Genomic DNA, 25,832 nt, shown 5'->3' with positions numbered 1-25,832 from the left:
CGCCGTCTTCCACTACAATCAACGGATCCTAATATGACAACGAACCACATGAAACAGGTAAAGAGAAGAAAGAGATAGAAAACCCGCAAACCAAAGTCTTGGTAGACTTCGGTCTGCAGGTAAGAATTGATTATTGAGCTGCGCCGTAGAAGATTTGGCCGCCTTTTAGGTTGATGATTTTGAGCATGTTTGTGCGTTTCACGTAGATGCTTTTGAATTGCTCGCGTCCGTTTGCATCTTTCAATAGGATTGTGCGATTGTTGTAGTTATCAGAGACAACTACTGGTGTGAGCGTGCTTAGGTCAACGTGAGCTGCGAGTGTGTTGTATTCAGGCAGGCTACTGATTGTGCTTGCAGGCTGTTCAGGTTTCGCTTCAGGCTTTTGCTCTGGTTTCGCTTCTGGAGCTGGTGTTGCTGCGTCTTCTTTTACGACTGTTTCAATGACAACTCCTTGGCCTTTTAGGTTAATGACTTTTAATAGACCTGTCTTTTTCACGAAGACACTCTTATATTGTCCCTGACCGTTCGCATCTTTCAATAGGATCGTACGGTTATTGTAGTTGTCTGATACGATGACAGGTGTCAAAGCAGTCAAGTCTACTGCTGAAGCCAGTGTTTTGTACTCAGGGAGATTGCTAATAGCACTTCCCGGCTGCTCAGGCTTCACTTCTGGTTTTTGTGGTGCATCTGCTTTCACAGTCGTTTCAAGGACAACACCGCCACCTTTTAAGTTGATGACTTTCAGAAGTCCTGTCTTTTTCACGAAGACACTCTTGTACTGTGTACGACCGTAGTTATCAGAGAAAAGAATTACCCGGTTGGACACGTTGTCTTCAGTAACACGTGTAGTGAAGCTAGTTGGGTCGATGACGGAAGCAACTGATGCGTACTCTTCCAGACCTGTGATGTCTTGGTTTACTTGCTGACCGTAGTTCGAGTTGTGTTGTACGTGTGCGTATGAGCTTTGTGCATCTGCGTTTTGATCTGCATGTGCAAATGTCGCTGCGTTCGCACCTCCTGCGGAAATAAGTAGTGCGCTTACTGCTGTGATCAATGTCTTTTTCATCTTGTTCCTCTCCTTTTCCTTTTGGGATACTTATATCATAACCCCACAGTCTGAGAGGACTCTGAGATGATTATTAGGACTTGATGAGAAAACTGTAAGAAGGTTTTAATTTTTCAGCCCACAAAAAAAGAGCCTGCAGTTAGCGGCTCTTTACTAATAAGTCGACAGCTTCTTTTACAAGCGTCTCCTTTGCTTGCGGATTATCCGAAAGCTCTTCGTTTTCCATACAGGCAATCAGATTCGTACTCACAATTAACCCGATGGTCCTATCGATTCCTGAGCGAGACGCAGACAACTGTGTAATGACGTCTTTGCATTCATCACCAGCCTCAATCATCCGTAGGACACCGCGAATTTGACCTTCTATTCGTTTTAAACGATTGACTACCTTTGCATCGTATTCCATGGATCTGGCCACCTCTCTTAACTACGTTCATAATATACCCCTTCTGGTATAAGGTCAATCAATTCCACCTCTTTCGACAAGAAAAGCGCGAAATTGTTCGAATTATGCTATACTTATGGAAGTATTACAATTTTTTATGTTCCAAACCACCGGGCCAACCGCACAACACACTGTCTGTTTTTCTGAATGGCCATGGGTCTTCACAATACGAAAGATATCGAAACAGACTAGAGGAGGGATTCGTTTGGCTTTTCCGCGTAAAGAGCATCCTGTCTCTGATTTTATCGCAGCACGTAAAATTGGCGAAAAAATTTCGTTCACTCGTAATGATGTTTTCGTTTTAGGGGCAATCCACAAGATCTTAGAAAACTCCGTTATTGTAGAAATTTCTGAAGAGGACGCCGATCTGATTGGAGCAGCATCCACACTGACGGTTGTCGCTCACAAAAATTATACAGTCGAATAATCTAGAGAGCACCGACTTCAACCTCCGACAGATCACACCAGTTCTGTCGGTTTTGTCGTCTGCCTAATTCCCAGATTGCATGAGGTGACTCTCAAGTACATAGAATTGAAAGGGGATTTTTTGACGTGATGAAAGAACAACTATTGGAACGATTCATCCGCTATGCAAAGATTGACACTGAGTCTGATGAAAAGAGTTCTACAACTCCTTCCACCACTAACCAATGGGATTTGTTACATCTATTGAAGGAAGAGCTCACAACACTAGGTATGGAAGACATTACGCTCGATGAGAACGGCTACTTGTTCGCAACACTTCCTGCGAATACAGACAAAGAGATCCCTGTAATCGGATTCTTAGCGCACGTTGATACATCACCTGATTTCACGGGTAAAAATGTGAATCCACAGCGCCATGACAACTATGACGGCAGTGACCTGGTTTTGAATGAAAACACGGTCCTCTCTGTTAGTCGCTTCCCTGAGCTTCAAAACTATATCGGACAGACGTTGATCACAACCGATGGTACGACACTACTTGGTGCTGATGATAAAGCCGGTGTTGCCGAAATCATGACGGCGATGGCTTATTTCCAAGAGCATCCCGAAGTGAAGCATGGCAAATTACGTGTTGCTTTCACACCTGATGAAGAAATCGGACGTGGCCCACACCTATTTAACGTGGATGCTTTTGGCGTAGACTTTGCGTATACAATGGACGGTGGCCCACTTGGTGAGTTGCAATATGAAAGTTTCAATGCAGCCGGGGCACGTGTTACGTTCAAAGGAACGAACGTCCACCCCGGTACTGCAAAAGGGAAAATGGTGAACTCCATCTTACGTGCACAAGAATTCCAAGCAGCAATGCCTGGCTTAGAAATCCCTGAGCTAACGGATGGACGCGAAGGATTCATCCACTTAATGGACATTCAAGGTTCTGTTGAAAAGACCGTATTAGACTATATTATTCGTGATTTCGACAAGGAAACGTATGAATCACGCAAGAAACTGTTTTTCGATACAGTTGCTCAGATGCAATCGGATTATGGCGTAGACGCGATTGAACTTGAATTGGAAGACCAATACTTCAATATGGGCGAGAAGATTGAGCCGCATATGGAAATCGTCGATATCATTTCGGAAGCATTCAACAAATTAGGCATTTCTCCAATAATTGAACCAATCCGGGGCGGTACTGACGGATCTCAGCTTTCCTATATGGGCATACCAACACCTAATATTTTTGCTGGAGGAGAAAATTTCCATGGTCGCTACGAGTTTGTTTCTGCAGAAACGATGGAAAAAGCGGCACAAGTCATCATTGAGGCTGTAAAATTATACGAATCTCGTGCATAAGGAGGCGTTACCATGAAAGGGATTTGGCTTGGCGTACTCGCCGCTGTCTTTTTTGCGGTTACATTTGTACTAAACCGCTCAATGGAATTATCTGGAGGCAGCTGGATGTGGAGCGCGTCACTCCGCTATTTCTTCATGGTTCCGTTTCTCTTTGCTATTGTCTTTGCGCGAAAAGGGCTCGGGGCGGTCAAGCGTGAAATGACTGCCAAACCGTGGCCCTTTTTCGCATGGAGTTTTGTCGCGTTTGTGTTATTTTATGGCCCTTTAACCTTTTCAGCAGCATACGCCCCGGGTTGGCTGCTTGCAGGGACGTGGCAATTAACAATTGTTGCGGGCGTTCTACTAGCACCACTCTTTTTCCTAACTGTAGAAACGGCTGAAGGCAAGCATCGTGTTAGACAACGGATCCCCCTACCCTCGCTTTTGATATCACTGGTCATACTTGCGGGAGTGGTCTTGATACAAATCCCTCATGCACAGTCAGTTTCAGGGAAAGCCCTCGCATTTGGAACACTACCTGTCCTAATTGCAGCCTTTGCTTATCCACTTGGCAATCGCAAAATGATGGAACTATTGGGTGGATCACTTGATACGTTTCAGCGGGTACTTGCGATGACACTAATGACGTTGCCCATTTGGATTGCACTTGCGATTTATGCTTGGGCAACAGTGGGACTCCCTTCTTGGAGCCAGCTCGGTCAGTCATTTGTTGTCGGGGTGAGTTCAGGTGTCATTGCGACGACCCTATTTTTCATGGCAACCGATCTAGTTCAACATGATCAGGGACGGCTTGCTGCAGTTGAGGCGACACAGTCACTTGAGCTCATATTTGCGATGGTAGGTGAAATGCTTCTACTTAACTTGATGCTCCCTGGTCCAATTTCTTTAGTAGGCATCGCAGTCATTATTATTGGCATGTCCCTTCATAGTTGGCAAACTGCTGTCGCTGCAAAACGCGCATTACTAGAAAATCCATAAAAATACTGCCCGAACGTCAGACAACCTGACGTTTCGGACAGTCTGTTTTATTACTTCGTAGCAGCCTCATATTCCCCAAGTAATTCAACTGCTTCTTCTGCTAGAGATGTATCAATTGCTTTATTGAAATCGATATCTCCAATAATCGCACCGTTCGCTTTATACATCTCATATTGCTTTTGAATATCATCCACGAACATCTTGCCATCTGGATCGAGCCCCGTTACAAAAACCTTATCCCATAACTCTTTATCTTTAAGCGCAGTATGCTCCACCATGATGTCGATGATCGCATCCTCGTCTACCTCTTCGAAAAACGCGTCGTTATAATCCCGAACTCCTTTTAAATAGGCAGCCATGAAGCGAATAGATAATTCTTCATCCTCCATGAACTGTGGCGATGCGAGTACCATTGCAATCTGGGATTCTGGAGCATAGTCCGTCGCGTCTCCAAAACGTACGTGGAATCCTTTGTCAATCCCCTGTGCGATCAATGGCTCTATATTGAGTGCAGCATCGATTGTTCCAGAGTCAATCGCACCGAGCATTGCGCCGAAATCTGCGATGTGGACATATTCCACATCTTCCTCTGTGAGACCCGCATGCTTCAACATTTCCTCGTAGATGTATCCATCAATCGAATTGCGTGATGAGACTGCAATCTTTTTACCTTTAAAATCTGGATAGTCTTTGATGACGTCTTTCATGTGATTACCGATGACGAAAGAAAAATACGATTCGCCCGGCATGTTGTGGCCTTTGTCTGCAATGATTCGCACGTCGATCCCTTGAGCGATTGCGTTGAAGAAGGAAGCAGTAGAAACCCCACCAGCAATCGAGACTTCTCCAGCGGCAAGTGCTGGAAGCATATCATCACTATTAGCAAAATCAGTGAATTCCACGTCAATGTTGTAGTCATCGAAATATCCGCGTTCTTTCGCAATATAAAATCCAGCTCCGGACGCTGCCCCATCTTCTGCGATGACGACTTTCGTCCGTTTTTCGAGCGGCGAAAGCTGACCTGTTTCAGCTCCTTCGCTCGGCTTTGTAACCGGTTCAGGCTTCGCTGGTTCTTTCTCCGCGCATCCTCCAAGTACAACGGCAACACCTAATACAACTGCAAGCCAACCTACCTTCATCCGCTGTTTCACACGCTTCCCCTTTCGTCATGTTCTCGATTTCTGCACTTCTTTTTGTAGATGCTGCCAGATGTCGACAAACTGCGCTGCCAGTTCTGGATCTTTCCGAATTTCTTCGATTTTACGTGGTCGGGGTCGGTCAATCCGAACTTCCTGAATGATTTGCCCCGGCTGTGCACTCATGAGTAAAATTCGATCACTTAGCATGAGTGCTTCGTCGATACTATGCGTTATGAACAGCACCGTTTTTTTCGTTTCTGCCCAAATACTCAATAACTCTTCTTGAAGGATAAACTTATTTTGTTCATCTAAAGCAGCAAAAGGTTCATCCATCAACAAGATTTCCGGATCATTTGCAAACGCACGTGCAATACTGACACGTTGCTTCATGCCTCCGGACAATTCACTTGGATACAGACTCGCAAATTGTGTGAGACCGGTTTTCTCCAAATAATAAGCGGTCTGCTTCGCAATGATGTCTTTCGGAGCTTTTCGCATTGCAAGACCGAACGCGACGTTGTCTTGGACTGTCATCCAAGGTAAAATCCCTTTTTCTTGAAACACCATGGATTGCAACGGGCGCTTCGACTGTTCAGCGTTAATCTTAAAGTTCCCTGCGCTGTGTTTCTCAAGTCCTGCTAAAATGCGTAGTAGTGTAGTTTTACCACAGCCACTCGGTCCGACCAGACAGACAAACTCGCCGTCTTCAATTGTCATAGAGATATTTTGCAGTGCTGTCACACTTCCTGTTTTCTTCACAAACACTTTCGTCAAATCGTTAATTTCAATTTTAGGGGGCATCTGTTCACCTCCATGGCAGCAGTTTTTTCTGAAGACCCCTCAACAGCAATGAGAACAAATAACCAAAGAACGAAATCATGATCAACCCGACAAACATATTTTGGAGTAAAAATGCTTTGTACGACGTCCAAATCAGATAGCCGATACCCGATGTTGCACCCATCATTTCTGCAGCTACTATTGTTAATAGCGCAATCGCCTGCCCCATCTGAATGCCTTCTAGCATAACCGGAAGCGCGCCAGGCAGTGCGATTTTGAAAAAGAATTGGGACTTACTCGCCCCGTAGTTATTTGCAACATCTAAGTAAATTTTGTCGATGTTAAGAACACCCGCAGCGGTATTGATGACGACTGGGAAGAATACACTTCCTGCGATTGTGATGACTTTCGACAGATCTCCAATCCCGAATAGAATAATGATAATCGGAAGTAACGCGAGTGTCGGAATCGGCATGAGCGCCATCACGAGCGGCGAAACAAAGTGCCGGATCGGAGTAAATAGCCCCATCATCAAACCGATAATGATTCCCGGAATCACTCCTGCGAGAAATCCTAGCGCAATACGATACAGAGAGACACCAACATGTTCTGCAATTGCGCCGCTAACTAGCAGTTCCCAGAACGTTTGCAAGATTGCGGACGGTGGTGGGAAGAAACGGATATCCATGACACCGGTTCGAGATAGGACTTCCCATAGCACAAGTAAAAAAACTGGAGAGACAATTGTGAGCAGTTGTTGCAGTCGTGCTTTCGTTTGCTGACGCTTCCATTCTGCTCGTTCTACACGCACAGGATCTTGCACAATTTTACCTGATTGAGTCACTTTCACCACCTCACCTCAATCTATGCACCGGCCTACTAGGCTGGGTGGGCAATTATATAAAAAACCTCCGCATCCTAGTAAAGGAGGCGGAGGCTATTCTAAACCGTTTTCGTGGCGGTCTTCTTAATATCTTGTCGTGCTGCATAAATATTTGTGACAATTACTTTAGCTACCCCATATACAGGCACAGCTACGATAATTCCGACAAATCCTGCGATATTACCTGCTGCAAGTAGCAGGGTGATGACGGTAAGCGGGTGAATGTCGAGAGATTTCCCCATTACATTCGGAGTAATGAAGTTACTGTCCACTTGGTTGGCGATTAAAGTGATGACAGCAACCCAAATGACCAATTTCGGATCTTGTGTAAATGCGATGAGAATCGCAGGCACCACAGCGATCCACGGTCCGATGAACGGAACCAAGTTCATGAATAACGTAAAAATCGCAATGAGCAGTGCATATTGCAGGCCGATAATCCAATAGCCGATTAAAATAATCGTCGCGAGAATCGCACTGATTAAAAATTGACCTTGAATGTAGCTGCGTAACACATGATCAATATCATGAATGGTTTTCTTTACCCACTCTCGTCGCTTGCCACTGAAATAGTTGTATATTTTAGGCGCGAGCTTCTCATGATCTTTCAACATGAAGACGAAGAAGAAAGGTACAAGCACAAGCAAGACAATCGCTTGAACGAATGATTGTAAGAACGAAACAATCCACCCACCAAATTTCAACGCATACGACTGTATTTTATCTGCTGCACTGTTAAGTGATTCCTCAAGCTTTGGAGGTAAATCTCTCTTCTGTTCGAGCGCCACGTCTGTTAAATGGGTCAATTCTTTTGCAATCGTTGGGCCATTGTCGATTAATTTGTTAACCTCATTTGCGACAGGAGGACCGACAACTGCAGAGAACGCATAAACCCCGCCTATTAAGATGACGAAAATGATAAGAATACTTCCCCATCTCGGCACTTTCCGCTTTTCAAGAAAACGTTGAATCGGTTCGGTCATGTAATACAGCACACCACCCAGAACAAGAGGAAGGATGATGGCTTTGGCAATAATACCGACTGGCGCAAAGATATAATTGATTTCTAAAAAGAATTTAATAATCAATAACGCTAGTAAAATGGCGACGCCTGATTGAAACCACAGTTTCTTCGTCAAGACACAGCCTCCTTTCCAATTACTATATTGTTTAGTTGTTATTAGTATACGATTTTCCGTGCATGGTGTCTAACGCAGAAAAAACCAAAAAGAGATCATCCCTTTATAGAAGGAATGACCCCTTTTTTGTTAGTCGCGCATTTCCAAGTAGGAGAGCGATACTTTCAAGTTGGCATTGCGTTCACGAATTGCATCAAGGAGTACTTGGTCTTTCGTGTCAACTTTGCTTCGGATAGCGAATGTATATAAGATCATCGTACCAAGATTTGTTGTTTCAACTTGGCGAAGCTGATAAAAGTCTGTTTTTTCATCCAAAATGTCATCCAACAAGCTTTCGTGGTTCAAGTTTTCAGGTACAGTCACTTTCAGCAGCTGTGTATCTTTTCCTTTGCCGTAATCGACTTTGTACAATAAGTAGAAGATCAAACTCGCGAACAGTGTTAACACAATTGCGAGTGGGAACTGGAACAATCCTGCTGTCATCCCTACACATAGACCGAAGAAAATGTATGAAATGTCTTTCGCGTTTGTGACGGCACTTCGGAAGCGGATAAGGGAGAAAACAGCGAACAACCCAAACGCAACTCCTGCATTATCACTCACTACGTTCATCACAACTGACACGACAACACTCATCATAATGATTGTATGGACAAACGCTTGTGAATAGCGTTCTCCTGTAAACGTGATTTGGTACACTTTCGTAATGACTAAACTAAGAACAAATGCTAATGCCATTGCAGCCAAACTCATCCAAATTGTTGGTGCACCTTCTAATCCATTAGATGTAAACAAGCTCGTGATCTGATCCATCTTCCATTCCTCCAATTGTTGGTTGTTCTAATTCTTTTGGCTCCGTATATCCTGTTTGCGGCAAAACTTCACCGTCTAATAACTCCGTACTCGTACAGAACTTCGATGCACTACGTTGCTCACAGTTCAAGTCCTGTAAGATACGCGCAAGCCAAAGTGGCACCGCGTGATCCACTTTCACTTCTAGCACAACAAGGTCAGAGTCGATGAAGTGGTTTCCATAAGGCCCGTTCTCGATATGTAAATCGTCTTTTCGACACTTTAAGTCGAAATCGAACGTTATGCGTAGTTCAGGGTCTGTCACCCCATGCAATGCGTGACGGCTATAACTGACGACCATTTCGGGTTTCAAGTTATAATATTTTCGAAAATAGTCAATTTCCTTCATAACTTGTCGATTGGACGTATTAATATCTGACAGATCTTCTTTAATTTCACCTTCTAGGTAACGGTAAGCTTCTCCCAGTGGCAACAACATCCGACGTTTGTTGACCACTTTTTTGTGTTTCTGCTTCACTTCAAAAAAAGCAGTGCTGTTCAAATCTGCCTCGTCATACACACGTAATCGCAGTTTTTGGCGATACTTCAATTTATTTTTGGTCTCAAAATAAATCGATTTGTCCGGACTGTCGAAGTAAAGACTAGTAACGGAATATCTCCCTTCCGTTCCATTTTTATCATTCCGCATTTTAGGTCCAATACGTTCTACCAATTCTTCATATTGATGGCGTGTGACTAAATACTTCTGTTCTTTTCTGCTAAAGATTTCAATCGCCACATCAGTTCCTCCTCTTCAATTGTTTTCTCTTTGTAAAGACGACTTTACAAGATTGAAATGTGAACTCTCTGAAGGATGCATTAGAAAATGATGAGAACGTGAATTTTTTGTATACTTTCGTCGATTGTGGGTAGGTTATAGAAGAATCGAATGTATATGAGGAGGAGTGTTTCATTATGAAAAAGACGGCACTAGTGGCTCTCGGTCTTGGCGTTGCGTACTTAATGCGCAACGAAGAATCCAGGAATAAGATGATGAAGCAGTTTGACTCATTCGCAGGAAGCAGTACTTCAAAGTAAGCTCTGCTATAGATTCGCCATAGGCAGCTGGGGGATATCCCTGGCTGCTTTTTGTATTAACAATTCAGATTATTAACCGATATTACATAAAAGGAAGGTGATTTCTGTGCTCGGTCAATGGCAATCAACCGGACTTATGGTCATTCGTAACATGAATACTCAGCATTCTCTTGCAGCTATGTCCATGCGCCGTCTTTCCACGGGTTTACGCATTAACAGTGCGGCAGATGATCCTGCGGGTCTTGCAATTTCAGAAAAAATGCGAGGTCAAATAAGAGGATTGGCTATGGCTCAGCGCAACATTCAGGATGGGATCTCGCTTATTCAAACAGCTGAAGGAGCTCTGGATGAGACGCATTCCATGTTGCAACGCATGCGTGAGTTGAGTGTTCAAGCTTCTAATGGAACATTGACTGATGAAGACCGTAAGATGTTAGACGAGGAGTTTCAGCAGCTTAAAAAGGAAATTCAACGCACATCTAAAGACACGGAATTCAATACAAAACCACTACTTGATGGCTCTCAGACAGACTTAAAAATCCAAGTAGGGGCGAACGCGGGACAAACAATCTCTGTTGGTATCAATTCAATGAGTTCGACATCTCTAGGACTTGACGACGTTTCGATTGCGACTCAAGAAGATGCAGAAAAAGCAATTGGAATTTTGGATAAGGCCGTTCAAACTGTTTCATCCGAACGCGGTAGGCTCGGTGCAATCAGCAACCGATTAGAACACGCGTATAACAACGCTGTGACAATGGAAGAAAATCTGACCAGTGCTGAATCCCGAATTCGAGATGCCGATATCGCAAAAGAAATGATGGCACTGACAAAGGCGAATTTACTTGCTCAAGTGGGACAGTATGTATTGTCTCTTCATATGCAGCAAGCTCAGTCTGTGTTGCAGTTGTTGAAACAGTAAAACCCGTCCGCCTGTGAAGAGGCGTGACGGGTTTTTAGACGAACCGATTTTCAAAACCAAGAATCGGAATGCGGTCTTCTTCTACAGTAATGCTATGAAGTGGCAGTTCAATCATGTACTCATCGCTTCCGTATGGAAGTACTTTTATTTTTTTTAAGGTAAATGCGTTGTTCGTCACAAGTTTCACCATCCCGGTATGAGAATCAATTCCTTCAATCGCAAATCGATGTCCGTCCAGTATTGCATAAGGTACGATTTCATAAGCGTCATCCAGCTCCTTCACCTCAACTGCTCTAAGCAGTGAAGCCGTTGACCCCCCCATGTGTTTGAAACCATTTTGTAGTTCATCTGAATCTGTAGTCGCTAAGTAGATTTGTTTGTTTCTAGAACTAATCTCGTATTCCTTCTCATTCCAGCGGGCGAATCTTCCTCTGCGAATCATCTGATCACCTCCGAAGAGTTCGTAACAATGTATATCTATTAGTATACAAATTATTAGACATTTTCAATAGACATGGTTTGTCCTATTTCGCATTAAGAGTGAAGGCGCATTCTCCTACGACTCTGTTAGTCGGTAGTATCTATACCCCATATTAATATGTGTTTAACCTATTCACTGCAGGGGTATGAAATAACTATATATTACGAGGAGGTTTTTTGATGAGTCAAGATCATGGTTTTTCAGACAAAGTAAAAGGCGCAGTGAACAAAGCTAAAGGTGAGGCAAAAGACCAATACGGAAATGCTACAGGCGATACTAAAAAACAAGCAGAAGGTAAGTTGGATAAGATGAAAGGGAATGCACAAGAGAAAGTCGGCGAAATGAAAGACGATCGTAATCGAGTGAAGTAATGAGTTGCTAGCACGTCGGGTATTTCTGACGTGCTAGCAACTTTTTTTATGAGGTTAACAGAATCTCAAACTGTATACAGCTCTCAGTATATGTTCCACACAAAAAACCGACTCACCTTAAGCCGGTTTTTACTATTAAAGATTATTTGTATTGATACGTGGGTATCGGCCAGCATTTTCTTCTACTTCAGCATCTGCACCTGCATTTTCAAGCGGAACCCCACTTTCTGAAATCTCGCTTGAACTGTCTGATCGATTGGTGTCGATTTTACTATTTTCGCTAAAGAGATCCGGATGCCGTGGTGTTTTTGGATCGTCCAAAACAAATAATGCTACTCCGCCATCCTTGACTTCATTGTAAAAAGCCTTAGTTTGTTGTTCATTAAAACCAAGCTGCTCAAATGCTTCTTTAGCTGGTTCATCATTTGTAAAAAAGAATTTCATACGTCCTAAAAATCCGTCTTGTTCTCTTGTCGCTAACACAATATCTGTTTGATCTTCGAGCATCCTGTCATTATCATCCAAATTGGAAACTGCCAGGATTTCGTCCTTTGTGTAACCGAACGATTTTAATTGTGTAATTTTAATTAACACATTATCAATTGAATGAAATGTCCCCACATACCGTTTTTGCTTCATAATTCATTCACTTCCTTCCCCATATAATTGGTCGCTCCTTGTGTAAGTATCTATTCCCCAAACAGACATCTTTAGAAACACTTATTTTGTAATGTTTATTTTTTGCTGATTAGTCAATACTGTTACTATCACATAAAAGGAGTGGACACTTCCTATGGACGTTAAAGGCAAAGTTGAAGGTGAACTAAATAAGTTGGACAGTGAAAAGAAAGAAGATATCTTAAAAAACTTTACATCGTTTAAAGATTATCTCTCCGACAAAGTAAGCAAAGGTGAAAAGTTGGGACTCAGTGAGGAACAACTGACGAAGGCAACAGAGTATGTCGCAGGGTATTTGGCGAAACACGAAGAACCGAAAAACCGCGAACAATACGTGCTTCAAGAACTTTGGAAAGTCGGCGACAAGGAAGAGCAAAAAGCACTGTCCAGTCTTTTGCTGAAACTCGTCAAAGCGGAGTAACTCCTAAAAGGAGGACTATTCATGAACGACAAGAAAAAGTCATTCACTGCCGAAGATCGAAAAGAGGTTATCCAACCTTATTTGGATAACCCTGACGCCGTTAAAACTGACAAAGAATCCCTTTTTGATATGCATGAAGATATGCAAACGGTAGATGCAGTCCCTGTTGAAGACACAAATATGGAATGGGAAGAAGAAAAGCAAGAAAACCATCGTAAATCCAAAGATCAATCATCCAGTGAAGAAAAATACGCGGGTAGATAATTTTATCCGTAGACACCTTCTTAAACAGAGGGTGTCTTTTTTTCATTTCCCGGGCAATAATTAGAGGTCTAACTTCCTAACGTATCAAAATGGTAATCAGCGTGATATACTATTTAGCTTAGGAGGAAATGCATTATGAAATTTTGGATATATCCCATTCTCGTAATTGTCGCGGCAAGCAGTTACGGAATTCTTTCATCTATTGTCAAATTAGCCATTAAAGATGGTTATTCGGCTTCTCAAGCTGTTACTAGCCAATTCTTCATAGGGTTCTTAATCGCCCTTTTACTTTACATCATCATTCAACACAAGCGTCCTCGTTTTGGTGGGGGCTGGACACTTATACTTGCAGGATTTTTCACCGCTTTAACAGGGATTGTTTATGGAAAAACAGTTGAGTATATGCCTGCATCACTGGCAGTAGTTATGCTCTTTCAATTTACGTGGATTGGCATGCTATTTGACTGTATAGCCAGTCGACGTTTACCGAAGAGGGTAGAAGTGATTTCACTCGTATTCCTTTTCACTGGAACGATTTTTGCAGCAGGTATTTTAAATGTCGATTTGAGTGGTATCCCTTGGCAAGGCTGGGCATTTGGGCTGGCTTCAGCAACAAGTTTTGCCTCATTCGTGATGGCGAACCAAAAAGCGATTGAAGGAATGGATACAACCACTCGCCTACTATTTACTTCTTTCTTCGCAGTAATTGTGATCTTGTTCTTCCAATCACCCGAAATCGTTTGGACCGGACAATTATTCACTTCAAGCCTCTTATTATATGGACTTGTCCTTGGCTTATTCGGAATTATAATTCCCATCTATCTCTTCTCCATCGCAGTTCCTAAAGTGGGTACCGCAATGACGTCCATTCTTAGTGCTATGGAGCTTCCGGTCGCTATGACCGCCTCTGTTGTATTAGTTGGTGAACATATTACGTTCATACAAATCATTGGGATTTTAATAATATTATTCGGGATGACTTTACCGTCACTTGCACAGAGACGACTTAAACGTCTCCCCCCAAAAACGTCTGAACTGCTCTAATGCAGTTCAGACGTTTTTGCATATAAGACAGCAACCCCGTACAATGAATACATAGAAAATGAGACAATCTAGAGAGGAGTTTTTCGATGTTGCAAGACCGCTTATATTATCAAGAGCCTTACCGTACCAGCTTCACAACAGTGGTGACACAGCACGCTGTCGATGAAAAAGGACGACCGTTCGCAGTGCTAGAGAATACTGCATTTTACCCTACTGGTGGCGGACAACCTCATGACACAGGACATATTGCAGACATTACAGTTGTGGACGTAGAAGAAGTCGACGGAGAAATTAGACATTATTTGGAAACTCCCTTAGTCACCGGAGGAACGGTTTCTGCTGAAATTGACTGGGATCGCAGGTTTGATCATATGCAACAGCATACTGGTCAACATGTACTGACTGCTGCTTTTGTTGAACTTTTTGACTACCCTACCGTCAGTTTTCACCTTGGACGAGAATTCGTGACCATCGATCTCGCCACTGATCAGGTCTCTTCTGATGAACTGCGTGCGGCTGAAAAACTGGCCAATACAATTATCCTTGAAAATCGACCGATTGAGCAGAAATGGGTGACGCAAGAAGAACTGTCAGCATATTCACTTCGCAAACAAATCAGTGTCGATGAAGAAATTCGTCTCGTAATCATTCCGGACTTCGATACAAACGGATGTGGAGGTACACACCCTAGCTCCACCGGACAAATCGGATCGTTAAAGGTCCTCTCCACTGAAAAGCAGAAAAAGAATACACGCATCCACTTTGTGTGCGGAGGGCGGGTCCTCCATCAGCTCGGTACAGTTCATGACGAACTTTCAGACGTTGCACGTCTACTGAGCGCTCCATTGGACCAAGCAGCTGATGCCACACAAAAACTGCTCGATGCGCAACATACGTTAGAAAAGCAATTAGAAGCCGCGAACGAACAATTGCTTGAAGTAGAAGCGGCATCTCTTGCAGAACGAAAAACTATTGTCATTCGACAAACATACAAAGATCGTTCCATGCAAGAATTGCAAAAGCTTGCTCGCAAAACACTTGCTCTTCGTGAACAGGCAATTGTTTTACTCGTTTCGGATGATGGCGAGAAGTTGCAATTCGTGGCATCGCGTACAAATTCGCTCACGCCGGATATGAGTACGGTTTCATCCATCGTACTTCCTGCAATAGAAGGTAAAGGAGGAGGCTCTGCGTCATCAGTTCAGGGAGGCGGTGCACGAACCATGCCTGCCGAAGACCTATCAGAGTTGCTCGAGCGCTCCATTCCCGTTCACGTATAATAACAAATACAACCCAAAACCCCCAACCATCGCATTAATTGCGTTGTTGGGGGTTTCCATTTATTCTTTCTTACCAATAACTGCTTCCCAGTCAATTGTGCCAGCCTTGATTTCATCGCGACGCTCTTTTGTCATCGAGTCGCTTGGACGTCCGCCATTTGGCCAATCTCCTTCATGATTTCCAAACTCAGGACGGTCTTGGGATAGGATGAACGCTGAAACGTCAGCAACTTCCTGATCAGAAAGACTTCCTGGATTTCCAACTGGCATATTGTTGTGCACGTAGCCTGCCATTTTAGTTAGGCGCGCAATTCCAGCACCATCATTAAAGGAGCCATCTCCCCATAATGCAGGACCCGTGTTAGAACCAGTTCCACTTCCATCACCTGCGTGACATGTTGCACACGATTGCTGATATACTTTTTCTCCATCTGCAACACTTGGAATTGGCATGTCGTCTACACTATTCTGGTGACGCCAAGGCAACTCTGCCCCTACTGGAATTCCTTCAGAAATATAAGTCATATACGCAACCATAGCTTTTAAATCAGGATCATTGCTTTCAAACTTTGTACCATTCATGCTTCGAACCATACATCCATTGATACGATCCTCTAATGAAACAATTTTACCAGAACGTCCGATATACATCGGATACACTGCTGACATTCCTACTAATGAAGAGACTTCACTGTCCAAACCAGCACCTGCGTGACAACTAGTACATGATAATTCGTTTACCAGTTTCTCACCGTCTTCTGCAGTGGGAGCTTCATTTCGCAATACAGTAGAAGTATCGTTTACAAGGTCGTATCCGCGCTTGATTGCATCACCAAGCTCGTCGTCTGGAACGTCATCCATTGAAGGCGGATTATGTTGAATTTCACCACCTGCAGTATTATCGGAACCGGATTCAGTTGCAGATACATCTGCAACACCTTCATTTTCTGCTGCTTTGTTCGTTTTTAATTGGAAAGACATAAGGACGATGGTAAGTGCAAAAATAGCCACTAATACAGTTAGTACCAAAGTAGAGGTTTTTCTCATTTTTAATTCCTCCTTCGTTTGTGACTATTGTATCAAACGACATTCTATTATGATATGGAATTAAAGTAAATTGGATTGAAATAGGGAATTCCCTTAGTTATTTATGAATTTTCACGCGACGCAAAGAACATCCATGGGTATCCCCTATGGATGTCCTTAATCACTTATGTCCTAACACCTTTTCCCAATCAATCGAGCCTTCTTTAACTTGTTGTTGCTTTTCTTTATTCATAATATCTTTAGGCCCATCACCGTCCGGCCAGTCTTCATCACTGTTCTCAAATTCCGGTCGTTCTTGGGATAAGATGAATGCCGAAACGTCCGCTGCTTCTTGGGGTGTAAGAGAGCCAGGATCTGTTTTTGGCATATTCTTTTGGACAAAGCCTGTCATTTTCGACATTCTTCCCATACCAGCACCATCATTGAAAGAGCCTTCTCCCCATAGTGCGGGACCAGTTGTAGGCCCGGAACCTGCTCCATCTGTCGCATGACATGCGATACATGACTGCTGAAAGATAGAATTTCCTTTGTCGACATTTGGAATTGGAACTTCATCTACTTCGTTTTTTCCAAGCCAAGGTAAGTCAGCGCCTTGCGGAATCCCTTCGGAGATATAGCTTAAGTAAGCAACCATTGCCGACAAATCCTCATCACCATCTTCGAACTCTGCATAATTCATACTACGAACCATACATCCATTGATGCGATCTTCTATCGTTGCGATTTTATCATTCCGGGAACGATACGCAGGATATTTTGTAGTCACACCTACCAAGGAAGAAACACCCTCATCTAATCCAGCGCCAGCATGACAACTTGTACAAGCAAGTTGACTCATTACTTCTTCTCCATCACTGGTTTCTGCTTTTTTCCGTAGTTCATTTGACGTGTCCATCATAAGTGCGTAACCTCTTTTAATCGCATCCCCTTCTGGTCCATCAGGTACATCATCTATAGAAGGTGGATTGTGGGCAATATCGATGTCATCCAACACAGCTTCTATATTTCCATCTGCAATTTCTTGTTGCTTGACCTTACTATCTTTCAACTCGTTCGCTAGTACAAAAATGAGTATGATTCCTACAACTGCTAACACACTTAGCAGAACTGTGGATTTGTTTTTCATATGTACTCCTCCTATCTAGTTGTTTGTACTTGAAACGCTTCAAGCACAGCTCTACCTCTTCCCTTTTTTTATAAAACTTTTACTCAATGAATTTCGCAAACTTGTATCTTTTTGTATTTTTAAAAAGCACAATACTCTCCCCTTTATAATCTCTCCTAAACGTAATCCCTGAACATTATTTAAATAAATTTAGCTACCCTCGCTTTTTGTATAATAATTATTTATTAATGCAACAAAAAATAGACAGTATATTCCGTTATATAAAAATGATTGACAACTCTTTTATTGTTTCTCTAGTATAGTACTTAAACCGATTGGCAATTCGGAATTCACTATTTGTTCAGCATGTACAACCTGAAACTTCTACGCACGGTTTCAAGCACTCAAAAGGGGATGGCACATTTGAATACGTTTACAAAATGGGTAGAAGTTGTTTCAAATTTTTTATGGGGCGCACCAATTATTATACTGCTGATTGGCGGAGGACTGTTTCTAACAATCCGTCTTGGGTTCTTTCAATTCAAGTACATGCCACACATTCTTCGGCAGACCTTCGGGAAAATTTTGTCGAAAGGCTCTGGAGACGGCACGCTGACGCCTTTTCAGGCGACAACCTCAGCACTTGCTTCCACGATGGGTGCCGCAAATATTGTCGGGGTACCTGTTGCAATTGCCCTCGGTGGTCCAGGCGCAATTTTTTGGATGTGGCTCGTTGCGTTAATCGGGATCGGTACGAAATATTCAGAAGTCGTTCTTGGTATCAAGTACAGGGAAAAGAACGAAGCTGGTGAGTATGTAGGCGGTCCGATGTATTATATTAAAAAAGGACTTGGTTGGAAAAAAGTTGCATATCTTTTCGCATTTGCACTGATGATCGAAATTATTGCCAGTACGATGGTTCAGTCCAATTCGATCGCGACTACAATCGAAAGTTCGTTTGGATTACCTCCGTACATTACCGGAATTATTGTTGCACTTTTAGTCGCACTTGTCTCCTTCGGAGGAATTAAAGCAATTGGGCGTGTGACAGAGCGACTTATCCCTTCCATGGTTGTCGTATATATTGTCAGCGCACTCATTGTGATCGCGTTCAATATCACAGAGGTACCCGCAGCATTTGGCCTTATTTTTACATATGCATTTCAGCCGTTATCTGCGGCAGGTGGATTTGCAGGTGCTGGTGTTGCCGCTGCTATTCGATGGGGATTGGCACGCGGACTCTACTCGAACGAAGCAGGAATTGGAACGGCACCGATTGCACACGCTGCTGCGGTGAATAATCATCCAGCAAAGCAAGGATTTTGGGGAGTATTTGAAGTCATTGTAGATACGCTCATCGTTTGTACCATGACGGCAATGGTAGTATTAACGACAGGTGTTTGGAAAGTCATCGATGCCGATAATGCCTCTTCAATGGTGACAGAAGCGTATAGCACTGTTTTCGGTGCAACTATCGGTGGTGTGATTATTTCAGTCGTCCTCTTCTTGTTCGTCATTACGACCGTCGTTGTCATCATCTACTACGGAGAAAAGCAGGCAGAATTCTTATTTGGGACTGGTTTTTCAAAAGTGATGCGTTTGGTTTATATCGTCGCTATTGTTATAGGAGCGCTTGGCGGATTACAATTCGTATGGAAGTTCCTTGACTTACTACTCGCGATTGTCGTCGTACCGAACGTGATCGCTGTATTATTCTTAAGTGGAAAAGTCCGTGAAGTGACAAATGATTACTTTACGAATCTCTATCCAATAGAAAGAAAAAAATAATAGAATACATTCATTCCTCCAGTCGTACAAATATCTGTACGATGGAGGTTTTTTTTTGACAGTTAAGGATATAGGTATATAGATCTCTTTCTAACAAATCGAGAGTAAGAGAGCTTGTGAAAAAACAAGGAGCGGTGTTGATGATAAAGTTTAAAGGTGTCTCTAAGTCATACGATGGAAAAACGAACGTCGTGGAAGATGTAAACTTCGAAATTACAGAAGGGGAATTTTTTGTACTGATCGGACCGAGTGGATGCGGAAAAACCACGACACTAAAAATGATTAACCGTCTTATTCCCTTGTCGGACGGGACTATACGTATTCACGATAAAAAGATTAGTGACTATACGATTCACGAACTACGCTGGCAAATCGGATATGTCTTGCAGCAGATTGCATTGTTTCCGCATATGACCATTGAAGAGAATATATCGATTGTGCCTGAACTGAAACAGTGGAAAAAAGACCGGACCCACAATCGGGTTACTGAATTGCTGAATATGGTCGAGTTAGATCCTGATACATACAGAGGACGTAAACCTAGTGAATTATCTGGTGGACAACAACAGAGAATTGGAGTAGTTCGGGCGCTTGCGGCAGATCCCGATATTGTTTTGATGGATGAACCATTCAGTGCACTCGACCCCATCAGTAGATTGAAGCTACAAGATGACTTGTTGCATTTACAGAGGACGATAAAAAAGACAATCGTATTTGTTACGCATGACATTCAGGAAGCGATGAAATTAGGGGATCGTATCTGCATTATGAAGGACGGGAAAATTGAACAACTCGGGACGCCTGATGAAATTACAGCTGCCCCTGCGACACCTTTTGTACAAGAATTTATCGGAAGTGGCGGCACTCAACCTTTTGTCATACGAGATCATATGGAACCCACGTCTGAATCGATTCATTTAGACGCACCGCCATTAGCAATTGACGCTGGATGGAGTACTGTATTGGACGCACTGCTAGTAGCGGATGTGGTTTCTATCGAGGATAAGGGCGACATTGTCGGCACGTTGTCCCGAGAAGCGTTACTCTCCTTTTTAGCAACACATGAGAAAGAAAGGACGGGGACAGCATGAGTCATTTCTTTGAAGTTTTTCAAGATCGTAAGGGAGAATTGGCTAGTGCGCTATTAGAACATATACAAATTTCCTTGATTGCGCTCGTTTTTGCTGTATTAATCGCCATTCCACTTGGAATTTATCTAACGAACAAGCGACGGATTGCGGAAAGTGTCATCGGGGCAAGTGCGGTGTTGCAAACTATTCCATCCCTCGCCTTGCTTGGATTACTAATCCCGTTACTCGGTATCGGGAAAGTACCTGCCATTATCGCGCTCGTTGCATACGCGTTGTTGCCAATTTTGCGCAACACGTATACGGGTATCAAAGAAGTTGATCCTTCATTAATAGAGGCTGCCACTGCAATGGGGATGACGACGTGGAAACGATTGACCAAAGTTGAACTTCCTCTTGCAATGCCTGTCATTATGGCGGGTATCCGTACGTCGATGGTGCTTATTGTCGGAACAGCTACGCTTGCTGCACTCATCGGAGCGGGTGGTCTAGGGGATCTAATCCTTCTGGGGATTGACCGTAACAATCCTTCCCTTATTGTATTAGGAGCTATTCCTGCAGCACTTCTAGCGCTCGCATTCGACTTTTTGCTTAAGAAATTTGAAGGTCTTTCATTCAAACGGGCTGCTACCGCTCTCATTGTATTTTTCATTATTAGCTTGCTCGTTATCGTGTTCCCATTTTTGTCCGGGCGTTCGAATAAGCAGTTAGTAATCGGTGCCAAACTCGGTGCTGAACCGGAAATCCTTATTAACATGTACAAACTCCTCATTGAAGACGAAACTGACCTGACTGTCGAACTGAAACCAGGTCTCGGCAAAACTTCGTTCGTATTCAATGCACTTAAGTCAGGCAGTATTGACATGTATCCGGAATTCACAGGGACAGCACTTTCCGAGTTTTTAAAAGATGAAGCTGTCAGCAATGATCGCAAGGAAGTGTACGAACAGGCGCGTGATGGTCTTGCCGATCAGTTCGATATGACGCTGTTACCGCCAATGTCGTATAACAATACGTATTCGTTAGCGATTTCCAAGCAATTTGAGGAACAGACGGGTGTGAAGACCATTTCAGACTTGTCTGCAGTTGAAGCCAATGTAAAAGCCGGATTCACTCTTGAATTTAACGACCGTGAAGACGGGTACAAAGGCATTCAAAAATTATATGGCGTGGACTTCCCTTCTGTGAAAACGATGGAACCTAAATTACGGTACCAAGCAATTGAAACAGGCGACATCAACTTAATGGATGCCTATTCAACGGACAGTGAATTGAAAGAGTACGAAATGACCGTGCTCGAAGATGATCAGGAACTGTTCCCACCCTATCAAGGGGCACCTCTCTTGTTGAAAAAGACACTCAAGAAATATCCTGAGTTAGAAGATGTATTGAATAAGCTTGCAGGAAAAGTGACGGACGATGAAATGCGTGACATGAACTTCCGTGTAAACTCAGGCGGAGAAAACGCTGAGGATGTGGCACGTGAGTTTCTTATGAACGCTGGATTGTTGAAGTGAAGAAAAGGCTGCTACGGCAGCCTTTTTTGCGTGAACCGGGGTTTTTATGTGTTGTCCGACACATCGTAGGGAATGTCCGACATTCTGAGTGTTTTCTTCAACAGTTCTGGGCATTCCTCCATCACACATCAAAATTTCTCGGACACTTAGCGAAGTTTCTCGATATCGGGACACAACTCAACCTCATTAAGGGATTAATTGGATGCGCTTCGCTTGTTTTAGGATAGGCTAGCCGATGATGGCACTCCAGCCAAGCTGTATTCTTAGTATGGGCCCCTCTCATTTGCTATACTTCAATAAGTTAGAAATCCAGTTGAAAAGGAGCAAATCCATGCAACCCATTACAGATAAGAATGCCATTATCACTGGTGCAGGTCGAGGAATCGGGCGCGCTACCGCAATAGCATTTGCAAAAGAAGGTATCCACGTAGGACTAATCGGAAAGACCGTAGCTAACTTGGAAAAAGTAGCCGAAGAGTTACGTCAATACGGCGTGAACATTGCGATCGCTTCAGCGGATGTATCTGATCAGGAATCCATCACAGCTGCCGTTCAACATATTAAAACTGAACTTGGGCCGATTGATATTCTTGTGAATAACGCTGGAATTGGGAAGTTCGGCAAATTCATGGAACTATCTCCTGAAGAATTTAAAAATATCATCGATGTCAATTTAATGGGCGTTTACTATACGACGAGAGCCGTTTTGCCTGAAATGATTGAAAGACAATCCGGAGACATCATTAATATCTCATCCACTGCCGGTCAAAAAGGAGCTCCAGTTACAAGCGCATATAGCGCATCTAAGTTCGGAGTACTTGGGCTTACTGAGTCACTTATGCTCGAAGTTCGTAAGCACAATATCCGTGTGAGTGCGCTCACACCAAGCACCGTCGCAACCGACTTGGCAATTGACGAAAAATTAACAGATGGTAACCCGGAAAAAGTAATGCAACCAGAAGATTTAGCAGATGTCATGGTTGCACAGTTAAAACTACACCCGCGTGTGTTATTGAAATCTGCAGGACTCTGGTCTACGAATCCATAATTGACGTAAAAAAGGACCCATTCCGGGTCCTTTTTTTCAACTAACTACTCACTTGCTCATTGCTTTTACAATTTCAACCGAATATTCTGCTCCATATTGTCCTGCCGTCTCCAAGTCTTCTATATTATCATCAGAGACTTCCGAATTCGAAACTGTACGTACTGATAAATACGGTACATTGAATCCTTTAGCAACTTGAGCGACGGAAGCGGCTTCCATTTCTTCAACACTCGTACCTGCATTCTCATGGAACCATTGAATTCGATCTATTTCTCTGTTCCAGAAATCTGCACTACCGACTTTCCCTTCCACTACTTCACCATATTTGTATTGATCCGCTACACTTAACGCAATCTTTACAAGCTCAGGGTCGCTTTCAAAGGATTCGTATTCGACCTCTTCTCCATCTTCTCTCATCCCTGTCGACATGAAAAGCCATTCATCAGGTTTCATACCCTGCTCGTCATCTAAATGTTCCGTACGCATATTCCCGATATTCATCACTTCAGTCCCAATCACCGTATCAAATACATGAAGGTCTGGATCATGTCCCCCTGCCGTTCCCTGGTTGATAATTGCCTTCGGATTATATTTCTCGATCAATACCGTTGTCGAAGCCGCGGCATGCACCATACCAACTTCTGTTCTTGAGACAACGACAGGCGTATCAGCAATCATACCGGTGTAGAATGTGTAGTTTCCATGTTGCTCTTCTTTGTAGTCTTTCATTTCATCGAGAAGTGCGGAAATTTCAACATCCATAGCACCTTGGACTGCGATTGGTTGCACGTCGTTCTGTTCGTCCTCTTTCGAATCATTTGTCTCCCCTGTTGCAGTTGAGCAGCCAGCTAGAACTAGTGCACAAATAAGTGTTGCGGCAAAAACTTTCAATTTCATAATATTACTCATAATAAAATAGCCTCCGTCACCTTTTATACGAACGTTTTCAATGAAAGTATATAAAATAGTTCGTGTTTGTAGATTACAATACAATATATCGGAGTGCAACTATATTCGATAGAATTAATGTTTTCGGTTATTTTTTCCTATCTTAATATAAAGAAAGACTGAAGACTTAATTCTTCTGAGGGGTTATCTGTTCCTGCTACTTTCATCACAAACTACTTGGATCGCCTTTCTTTTGAGCAATGAATCACGTATCATTAGGAACTATAGAAATTTCCATTTAGAGAAACTGAACATATGGAAGTGATATACAAGTCCAAGAAAGTATCTGTTTATCTTGTTCTTTTAATCATCATTTACTCCCCAGTGATGCTCCTCAAATATCTGACTCACGATACATTAGACTGGTTGATTACTTTCCTATTTTTATTGAGCATGAGTTTAGTTTATTTATTACTACGGAGAACGAATACCGATAGGCGAATTCCTATTGCAACTGTCCTTTCTGAACTTGGCCTTTTTTGCAATTCGATCTATTTTTACGGTATACTGACAGTTGGTTCATACTATAAGCCGGTAAAGGAATGATTTTCGATGAAAAAAGAAATCGCTTCCATATACTATGTGCGATTTTTTGCAATGCTATTTGTTGTGCTTGTACATACTACAGCTCAATACCGGCACCTGTTTCCGGCCCCTTCAATTCAGAACACATTTTATTTTTTTCTGAATAATATTGTTCGCGTTGAGGGCGGAATGTTCGTCATGATTATGGGAATTGTGTTTTTCTATATGTATCGAGACCGTCCTTTTACTAAGGATGTGCTTTTCTCCTATTGGAAAAAACGTGTGACGTATATTCTCATTCCCTATATTGTTTGGTCACTCATTTACGAAGTGGAAATGTGGCATTACCAGGATCGTCCACTTGTGTTGTCTGACATCATTCACCGACTTTTGTTTGGGGAAAGTAAATATCAGCTTTATTTCATATTCATTGTTGTGCAGTTTTATTTAGTGTTCCCCTTACTGATGATGCTGGTCCGCAAATTCTCATTTTTCCGGAAGTACTTATGGCTTTTCGGGATTCTCGCAGAATACGCCTATTTCCAGTTTTCCATTAACACAGACTATGTAACAGTGCCTCTGATGTTCAGCTTTATTGGTTCGTATATGCTAGGTGCCTGGATAGGGGTCCATTACGAGACCATTATTGAAAAGATGACGAAAAAGAAGATGGTGATTGCTGGAATCACTGGTCTTCTCTTCGGATTAACCTATGTGTTCATCCGATATCGCAATACGTATTTTGATCGACTGCCAATTGATGATAGTTATTACAAAATGATTGGGATTTTGTTCAAAGTGATCGGTAGCTTGTTCTTCTTCTACTTTGCAGAGTATTTAGTGCGTTGGTCGAGTCAAAAATCCGTTCACCGGATGCGCAGCATTGCGTACTATTCGTTCGGCTTCTACCTCATGCATCCACTCGTTTTGTTCCAAGTGATGAAGTACTTACCGACGCGTGGTACACCACTATCATTTCATATAACAATCGTTTTGCAGTATACGATTACGGTCATTCTCTGTTATCTCATCATCTGGTTTTTCCATCGTTTCGTACCTTTTGCCAGCTTCATATTCGGGAAATTGCCGAAGAACGCAAAGTTATTCTGGCAAATTAAAGATTAGCGAAGGAAGCATAACAACTCAACCCCTGTGAAGATTTGCTCTTCGCAGGTTTTTTTTGAGGACGGACATGAGTCTTCA

The 25,832-nt window shown here is 42.8% G+C and carries 28 protein-coding genes; 15 read left to right on the top strand and 13 right to left on the bottom strand.

Going from position 1 to position 25,832, the window contains the following annotated elements; genetic code table 11:
* Positions 1 to 130: 130 nt before the first annotated feature.
* Both RL70_RS17240 and RL70_RS06700 read right to left on the bottom strand, forming a co-directional pair.
* On the bottom strand, positions 131 to 1,066 hold the full coding sequence (locus RL70_RS17240; RefSeq protein ID WP_052245819.1) for a hypothetical protein: 936 nt from the start codon (positions 1,064 to 1,066) through the stop codon (positions 131 to 133).
* 139 nt (positions 1,067 to 1,205) lie between these two features.
* Complete coding sequence (locus RL70_RS06700) at positions 1,206 to 1,472, bottom strand: metal-sensitive transcriptional regulator (RefSeq protein WP_039042642.1); 267 nt, start codon at positions 1,470 to 1,472, stop codon at positions 1,206 to 1,208.
* A gap of 244 nt (positions 1,473 to 1,716) precedes the next feature.
* On the opposite strand from RL70_RS06700, the gene RL70_RS06695 reads away from it, so the two are divergent.
* From RL70_RS06695 to RL70_RS06685, 3 genes are all read left to right on the top strand, one after another.
* Positions 1,717 to 1,938 (top strand): DUF2187 family protein, encoded by a 222-nt coding sequence (locus RL70_RS06695; RefSeq protein ID WP_039042641.1) that lies wholly within the window; start codon positions 1,717 to 1,719, stop codon positions 1,936 to 1,938.
* Positions 1,939 to 2,066: 128 nt separating this feature from the next.
* Positions 2,067 to 3,293, top strand: coding sequence for a peptidase T (gene pepT, locus RL70_RS06690; RefSeq protein ID WP_039042744.1), 1,227 nt, complete (start codon positions 2,067 to 2,069; stop codon positions 3,291 to 3,293).
* Positions 3,294 to 3,305: 12 nt separating this feature from the next.
* Positions 3,306 to 4,271: a multidrug resistance efflux transporter family protein gene (locus RL70_RS06685; RefSeq protein WP_039042640.1), complete on the top strand. Its 966-nt coding sequence runs from the start codon at positions 3,306 to 3,308 to the stop codon at positions 4,269 to 4,271.
* Between the two features lie 50 nt (positions 4,272 to 4,321).
* Here the strand turns inward: RL70_RS06685 and RL70_RS06680 are convergent, their stop codons facing one another.
* The 6 genes from RL70_RS06680 to RL70_RS06655 form a co-directional block, all read right to left on the bottom strand.
* On the bottom strand, positions 4,322 to 5,410 hold the full coding sequence (locus RL70_RS06680) for an ABC transporter substrate-binding protein (RefSeq protein WP_039042743.1): 1,089 nt from the start codon (positions 5,408 to 5,410) through the stop codon (positions 4,322 to 4,324).
* A gap of 27 nt (positions 5,411 to 5,437) precedes the next feature.
* Complete coding sequence (locus RL70_RS06675) at positions 5,438 to 6,211, bottom strand: ABC transporter ATP-binding protein (RefSeq protein ID WP_039042639.1); 774 nt, start codon at positions 6,209 to 6,211, stop codon at positions 5,438 to 5,440.
* Positions 6,212 to 6,215: 4 nt separating this feature from the next.
* Positions 6,216 to 7,040 (bottom strand): ABC transporter permease, encoded by an 825-nt coding sequence (locus RL70_RS06670; RefSeq protein ID WP_369795205.1) that lies wholly within the window; start codon positions 7,038 to 7,040, stop codon positions 6,216 to 6,218.
* A 92-nt stretch (positions 7,041 to 7,132) separates the two neighbouring features.
* On the bottom strand, positions 7,133 to 8,212 hold the full coding sequence (locus tag RL70_RS06665; protein ID WP_039042637.1) for an AI-2E family transporter: 1,080 nt from the start codon (positions 8,210 to 8,212) through the stop codon (positions 7,133 to 7,135).
* Positions 8,213 to 8,341: 129 nt separating this feature from the next.
* Positions 8,342 to 9,025, bottom strand: coding sequence for a DUF4956 domain-containing protein (locus RL70_RS06660; protein ID WP_025785253.1), 684 nt, complete (start codon positions 9,023 to 9,025; stop codon positions 8,342 to 8,344).
* Positions 8,994 to 9,803, bottom strand: a complete 810-nt coding sequence (locus RL70_RS06655; RefSeq protein WP_052245818.1) for a polyphosphate polymerase domain-containing protein — start codon at positions 9,801 to 9,803, stop codon at positions 8,994 to 8,996. Before RL70_RS06655 ends, RL70_RS06660 begins: the two co-directional genes overlap by 32 nt.
* A 176-nt stretch (positions 9,804 to 9,979) precedes the next feature.
* On the opposite strand from RL70_RS06655, the gene RL70_RS18290 reads away from it, so the two are divergent.
* Positions 9,980 to 10,102 (top strand): hypothetical protein, encoded by a 123-nt coding sequence (locus RL70_RS18290; protein WP_255352964.1) that lies wholly within the window; start codon positions 9,980 to 9,982, stop codon positions 10,100 to 10,102.
* A gap of 106 nt (positions 10,103 to 10,208) precedes the next feature.
* Entirely contained in the window at positions 10,209 to 11,024 is an 816-nt protein-coding gene (locus RL70_RS06650; protein ID WP_039042636.1) for a flagellin, read from the top strand.
* Between the two features lie 34 nt (positions 11,025 to 11,058).
* On the opposite strand, the gene RL70_RS06645 is transcribed toward RL70_RS06650, so the two are convergent.
* Positions 11,059 to 11,466, bottom strand: coding sequence for a hypothetical protein (locus RL70_RS06645; protein ID WP_039042635.1), 408 nt, complete (start codon positions 11,464 to 11,466; stop codon positions 11,059 to 11,061).
* 218 nt (positions 11,467 to 11,684) lie between these two features.
* Between RL70_RS06645 and RL70_RS06640 the strand changes: the two genes are divergently transcribed.
* Entirely contained in the window at positions 11,685 to 11,876 is a 192-nt protein-coding gene (locus RL70_RS06640; protein ID WP_039042634.1) for a CsbD family protein, read from the top strand.
* Positions 11,877 to 12,011: 135 nt separating this feature from the next.
* On the opposite strand, the gene RL70_RS06635 is transcribed toward RL70_RS06640, so the two are convergent.
* Entirely contained in the window at positions 12,012 to 12,515 is a 504-nt protein-coding gene (locus RL70_RS06635) for a general stress protein (protein ID WP_039042633.1), read from the bottom strand.
* A gap of 154 nt (positions 12,516 to 12,669) precedes the next feature.
* Here RL70_RS06635 and RL70_RS06630 point away from each other — a divergent pair, with 154 nt between their 5' ends.
* From RL70_RS06630 to RL70_RS06615, 4 genes are all read left to right on the top strand, one after another.
* Entirely contained in the window at positions 12,670 to 12,975 is a 306-nt protein-coding gene (locus RL70_RS06630; RefSeq protein WP_039042632.1) for a DUF3243 family protein, read from the top strand.
* 21 nt (positions 12,976 to 12,996) lie between these two features.
* Complete coding sequence (locus RL70_RS06625; protein ID WP_039042631.1) at positions 12,997 to 13,239, top strand: hypothetical protein; 243 nt, start codon at positions 12,997 to 12,999, stop codon at positions 13,237 to 13,239.
* A 135-nt stretch (positions 13,240 to 13,374) separates the two neighbouring features.
* Positions 13,375 to 14,283 (top strand): EamA family transporter, encoded by a 909-nt coding sequence (locus RL70_RS06620; protein WP_197054089.1) that lies wholly within the window; start codon positions 13,375 to 13,377, stop codon positions 14,281 to 14,283.
* Positions 14,284 to 14,369: 86 nt separating this feature from the next.
* Complete coding sequence (locus RL70_RS06615; RefSeq protein ID WP_156137933.1) at positions 14,370 to 15,563, top strand: DHHA1 domain-containing protein; 1,194 nt, start codon at positions 14,370 to 14,372, stop codon at positions 15,561 to 15,563.
* A gap of 60 nt (positions 15,564 to 15,623) precedes the next feature.
* On the opposite strand, the gene RL70_RS06610 is transcribed toward RL70_RS06615, so the two are convergent.
* Both RL70_RS06610 and RL70_RS06605 read right to left on the bottom strand, forming a co-directional pair.
* Positions 15,624 to 16,610, bottom strand: a complete 987-nt coding sequence (locus tag RL70_RS06610; protein WP_039042629.1) for a c-type cytochrome — start codon at positions 16,608 to 16,610, stop codon at positions 15,624 to 15,626.
* A 160-nt stretch (positions 16,611 to 16,770) separates the two neighbouring features.
* Complete coding sequence (locus RL70_RS06605; protein WP_039042628.1) at positions 16,771 to 17,736, bottom strand: c-type cytochrome; 966 nt, start codon at positions 17,734 to 17,736, stop codon at positions 16,771 to 16,773.
* A gap of 402 nt (positions 17,737 to 18,138) precedes the next feature.
* Here RL70_RS06605 and RL70_RS06600 point away from each other — a divergent pair, with 402 nt between their 5' ends.
* The 4 genes from RL70_RS06600 (at position 18,139) to RL70_RS06585 (ending at position 23,156) form a co-directional block, all read left to right on the top strand.
* Positions 18,139 to 19,503, top strand: a complete 1,365-nt coding sequence (locus RL70_RS06600; RefSeq protein WP_156137932.1) for a sodium:alanine symporter family protein — start codon at positions 18,139 to 18,141, stop codon at positions 19,501 to 19,503.
* Positions 19,504 to 19,643: 140 nt separating this feature from the next.
* Entirely contained in the window at positions 19,644 to 20,594 is a 951-nt protein-coding gene (locus RL70_RS06595; protein ID WP_039042626.1) for an ABC transporter ATP-binding protein, read from the top strand.
* The gene (gene opuFB / locus RL70_RS06590; RefSeq protein ID WP_039042625.1) at positions 20,591 to 22,108 is read left to right on the top strand and encodes an osmoprotectant update ABC transporter permease/substrate-binding subunit OpuFB; all 1,518 of its coding nucleotides are present in this window, start codon (positions 20,591 to 20,593) and stop codon (positions 22,106 to 22,108) included. The genes RL70_RS06595 and opuFB overlap by 4 nt, the downstream gene beginning before the upstream one ends.
* A 331-nt stretch (positions 22,109 to 22,439) precedes the next feature.
* Positions 22,440 to 23,156, top strand: coding sequence for a 3-ketoacyl-ACP reductase (locus RL70_RS06585; protein WP_039042624.1), 717 nt, complete (start codon positions 22,440 to 22,442; stop codon positions 23,154 to 23,156).
* A 48-nt stretch (positions 23,157 to 23,204) separates the two neighbouring features.
* On the opposite strand, the gene RL70_RS06580 is transcribed toward RL70_RS06585, so the two are convergent.
* The gene (locus RL70_RS06580) at positions 23,205 to 24,065 is read right to left on the bottom strand and encodes a 5'-methylthioadenosine/S-adenosylhomocysteine nucleosidase (RefSeq protein ID WP_039042623.1); all 861 of its coding nucleotides are present in this window, start codon (positions 24,063 to 24,065) and stop codon (positions 23,205 to 23,207) included.
* A 591-nt stretch (positions 24,066 to 24,656) separates the two neighbouring features.
* Between RL70_RS06580 and RL70_RS06575 the strand changes: the two genes are divergently transcribed.
* Complete coding sequence (locus RL70_RS06575) at positions 24,657 to 25,754, top strand: acyltransferase (RefSeq protein WP_039042622.1); 1,098 nt, start codon at positions 24,657 to 24,659, stop codon at positions 25,752 to 25,754.
* Positions 25,755 to 25,832: the final 78 nt, after the last annotated feature.

The organism is Sporosarcina sp. ZBG7A, from assembly GCF_000813425.1.
In the GTDB taxonomy this organism is placed as follows: domain Bacteria; phylum Bacillota; class Bacilli; order Bacillales_A; family Planococcaceae; genus Sporosarcina.
Note: the sequence above shows the minus strand (reverse complement) of the source record. Positions and strands in the feature narration are given on the sequence as shown.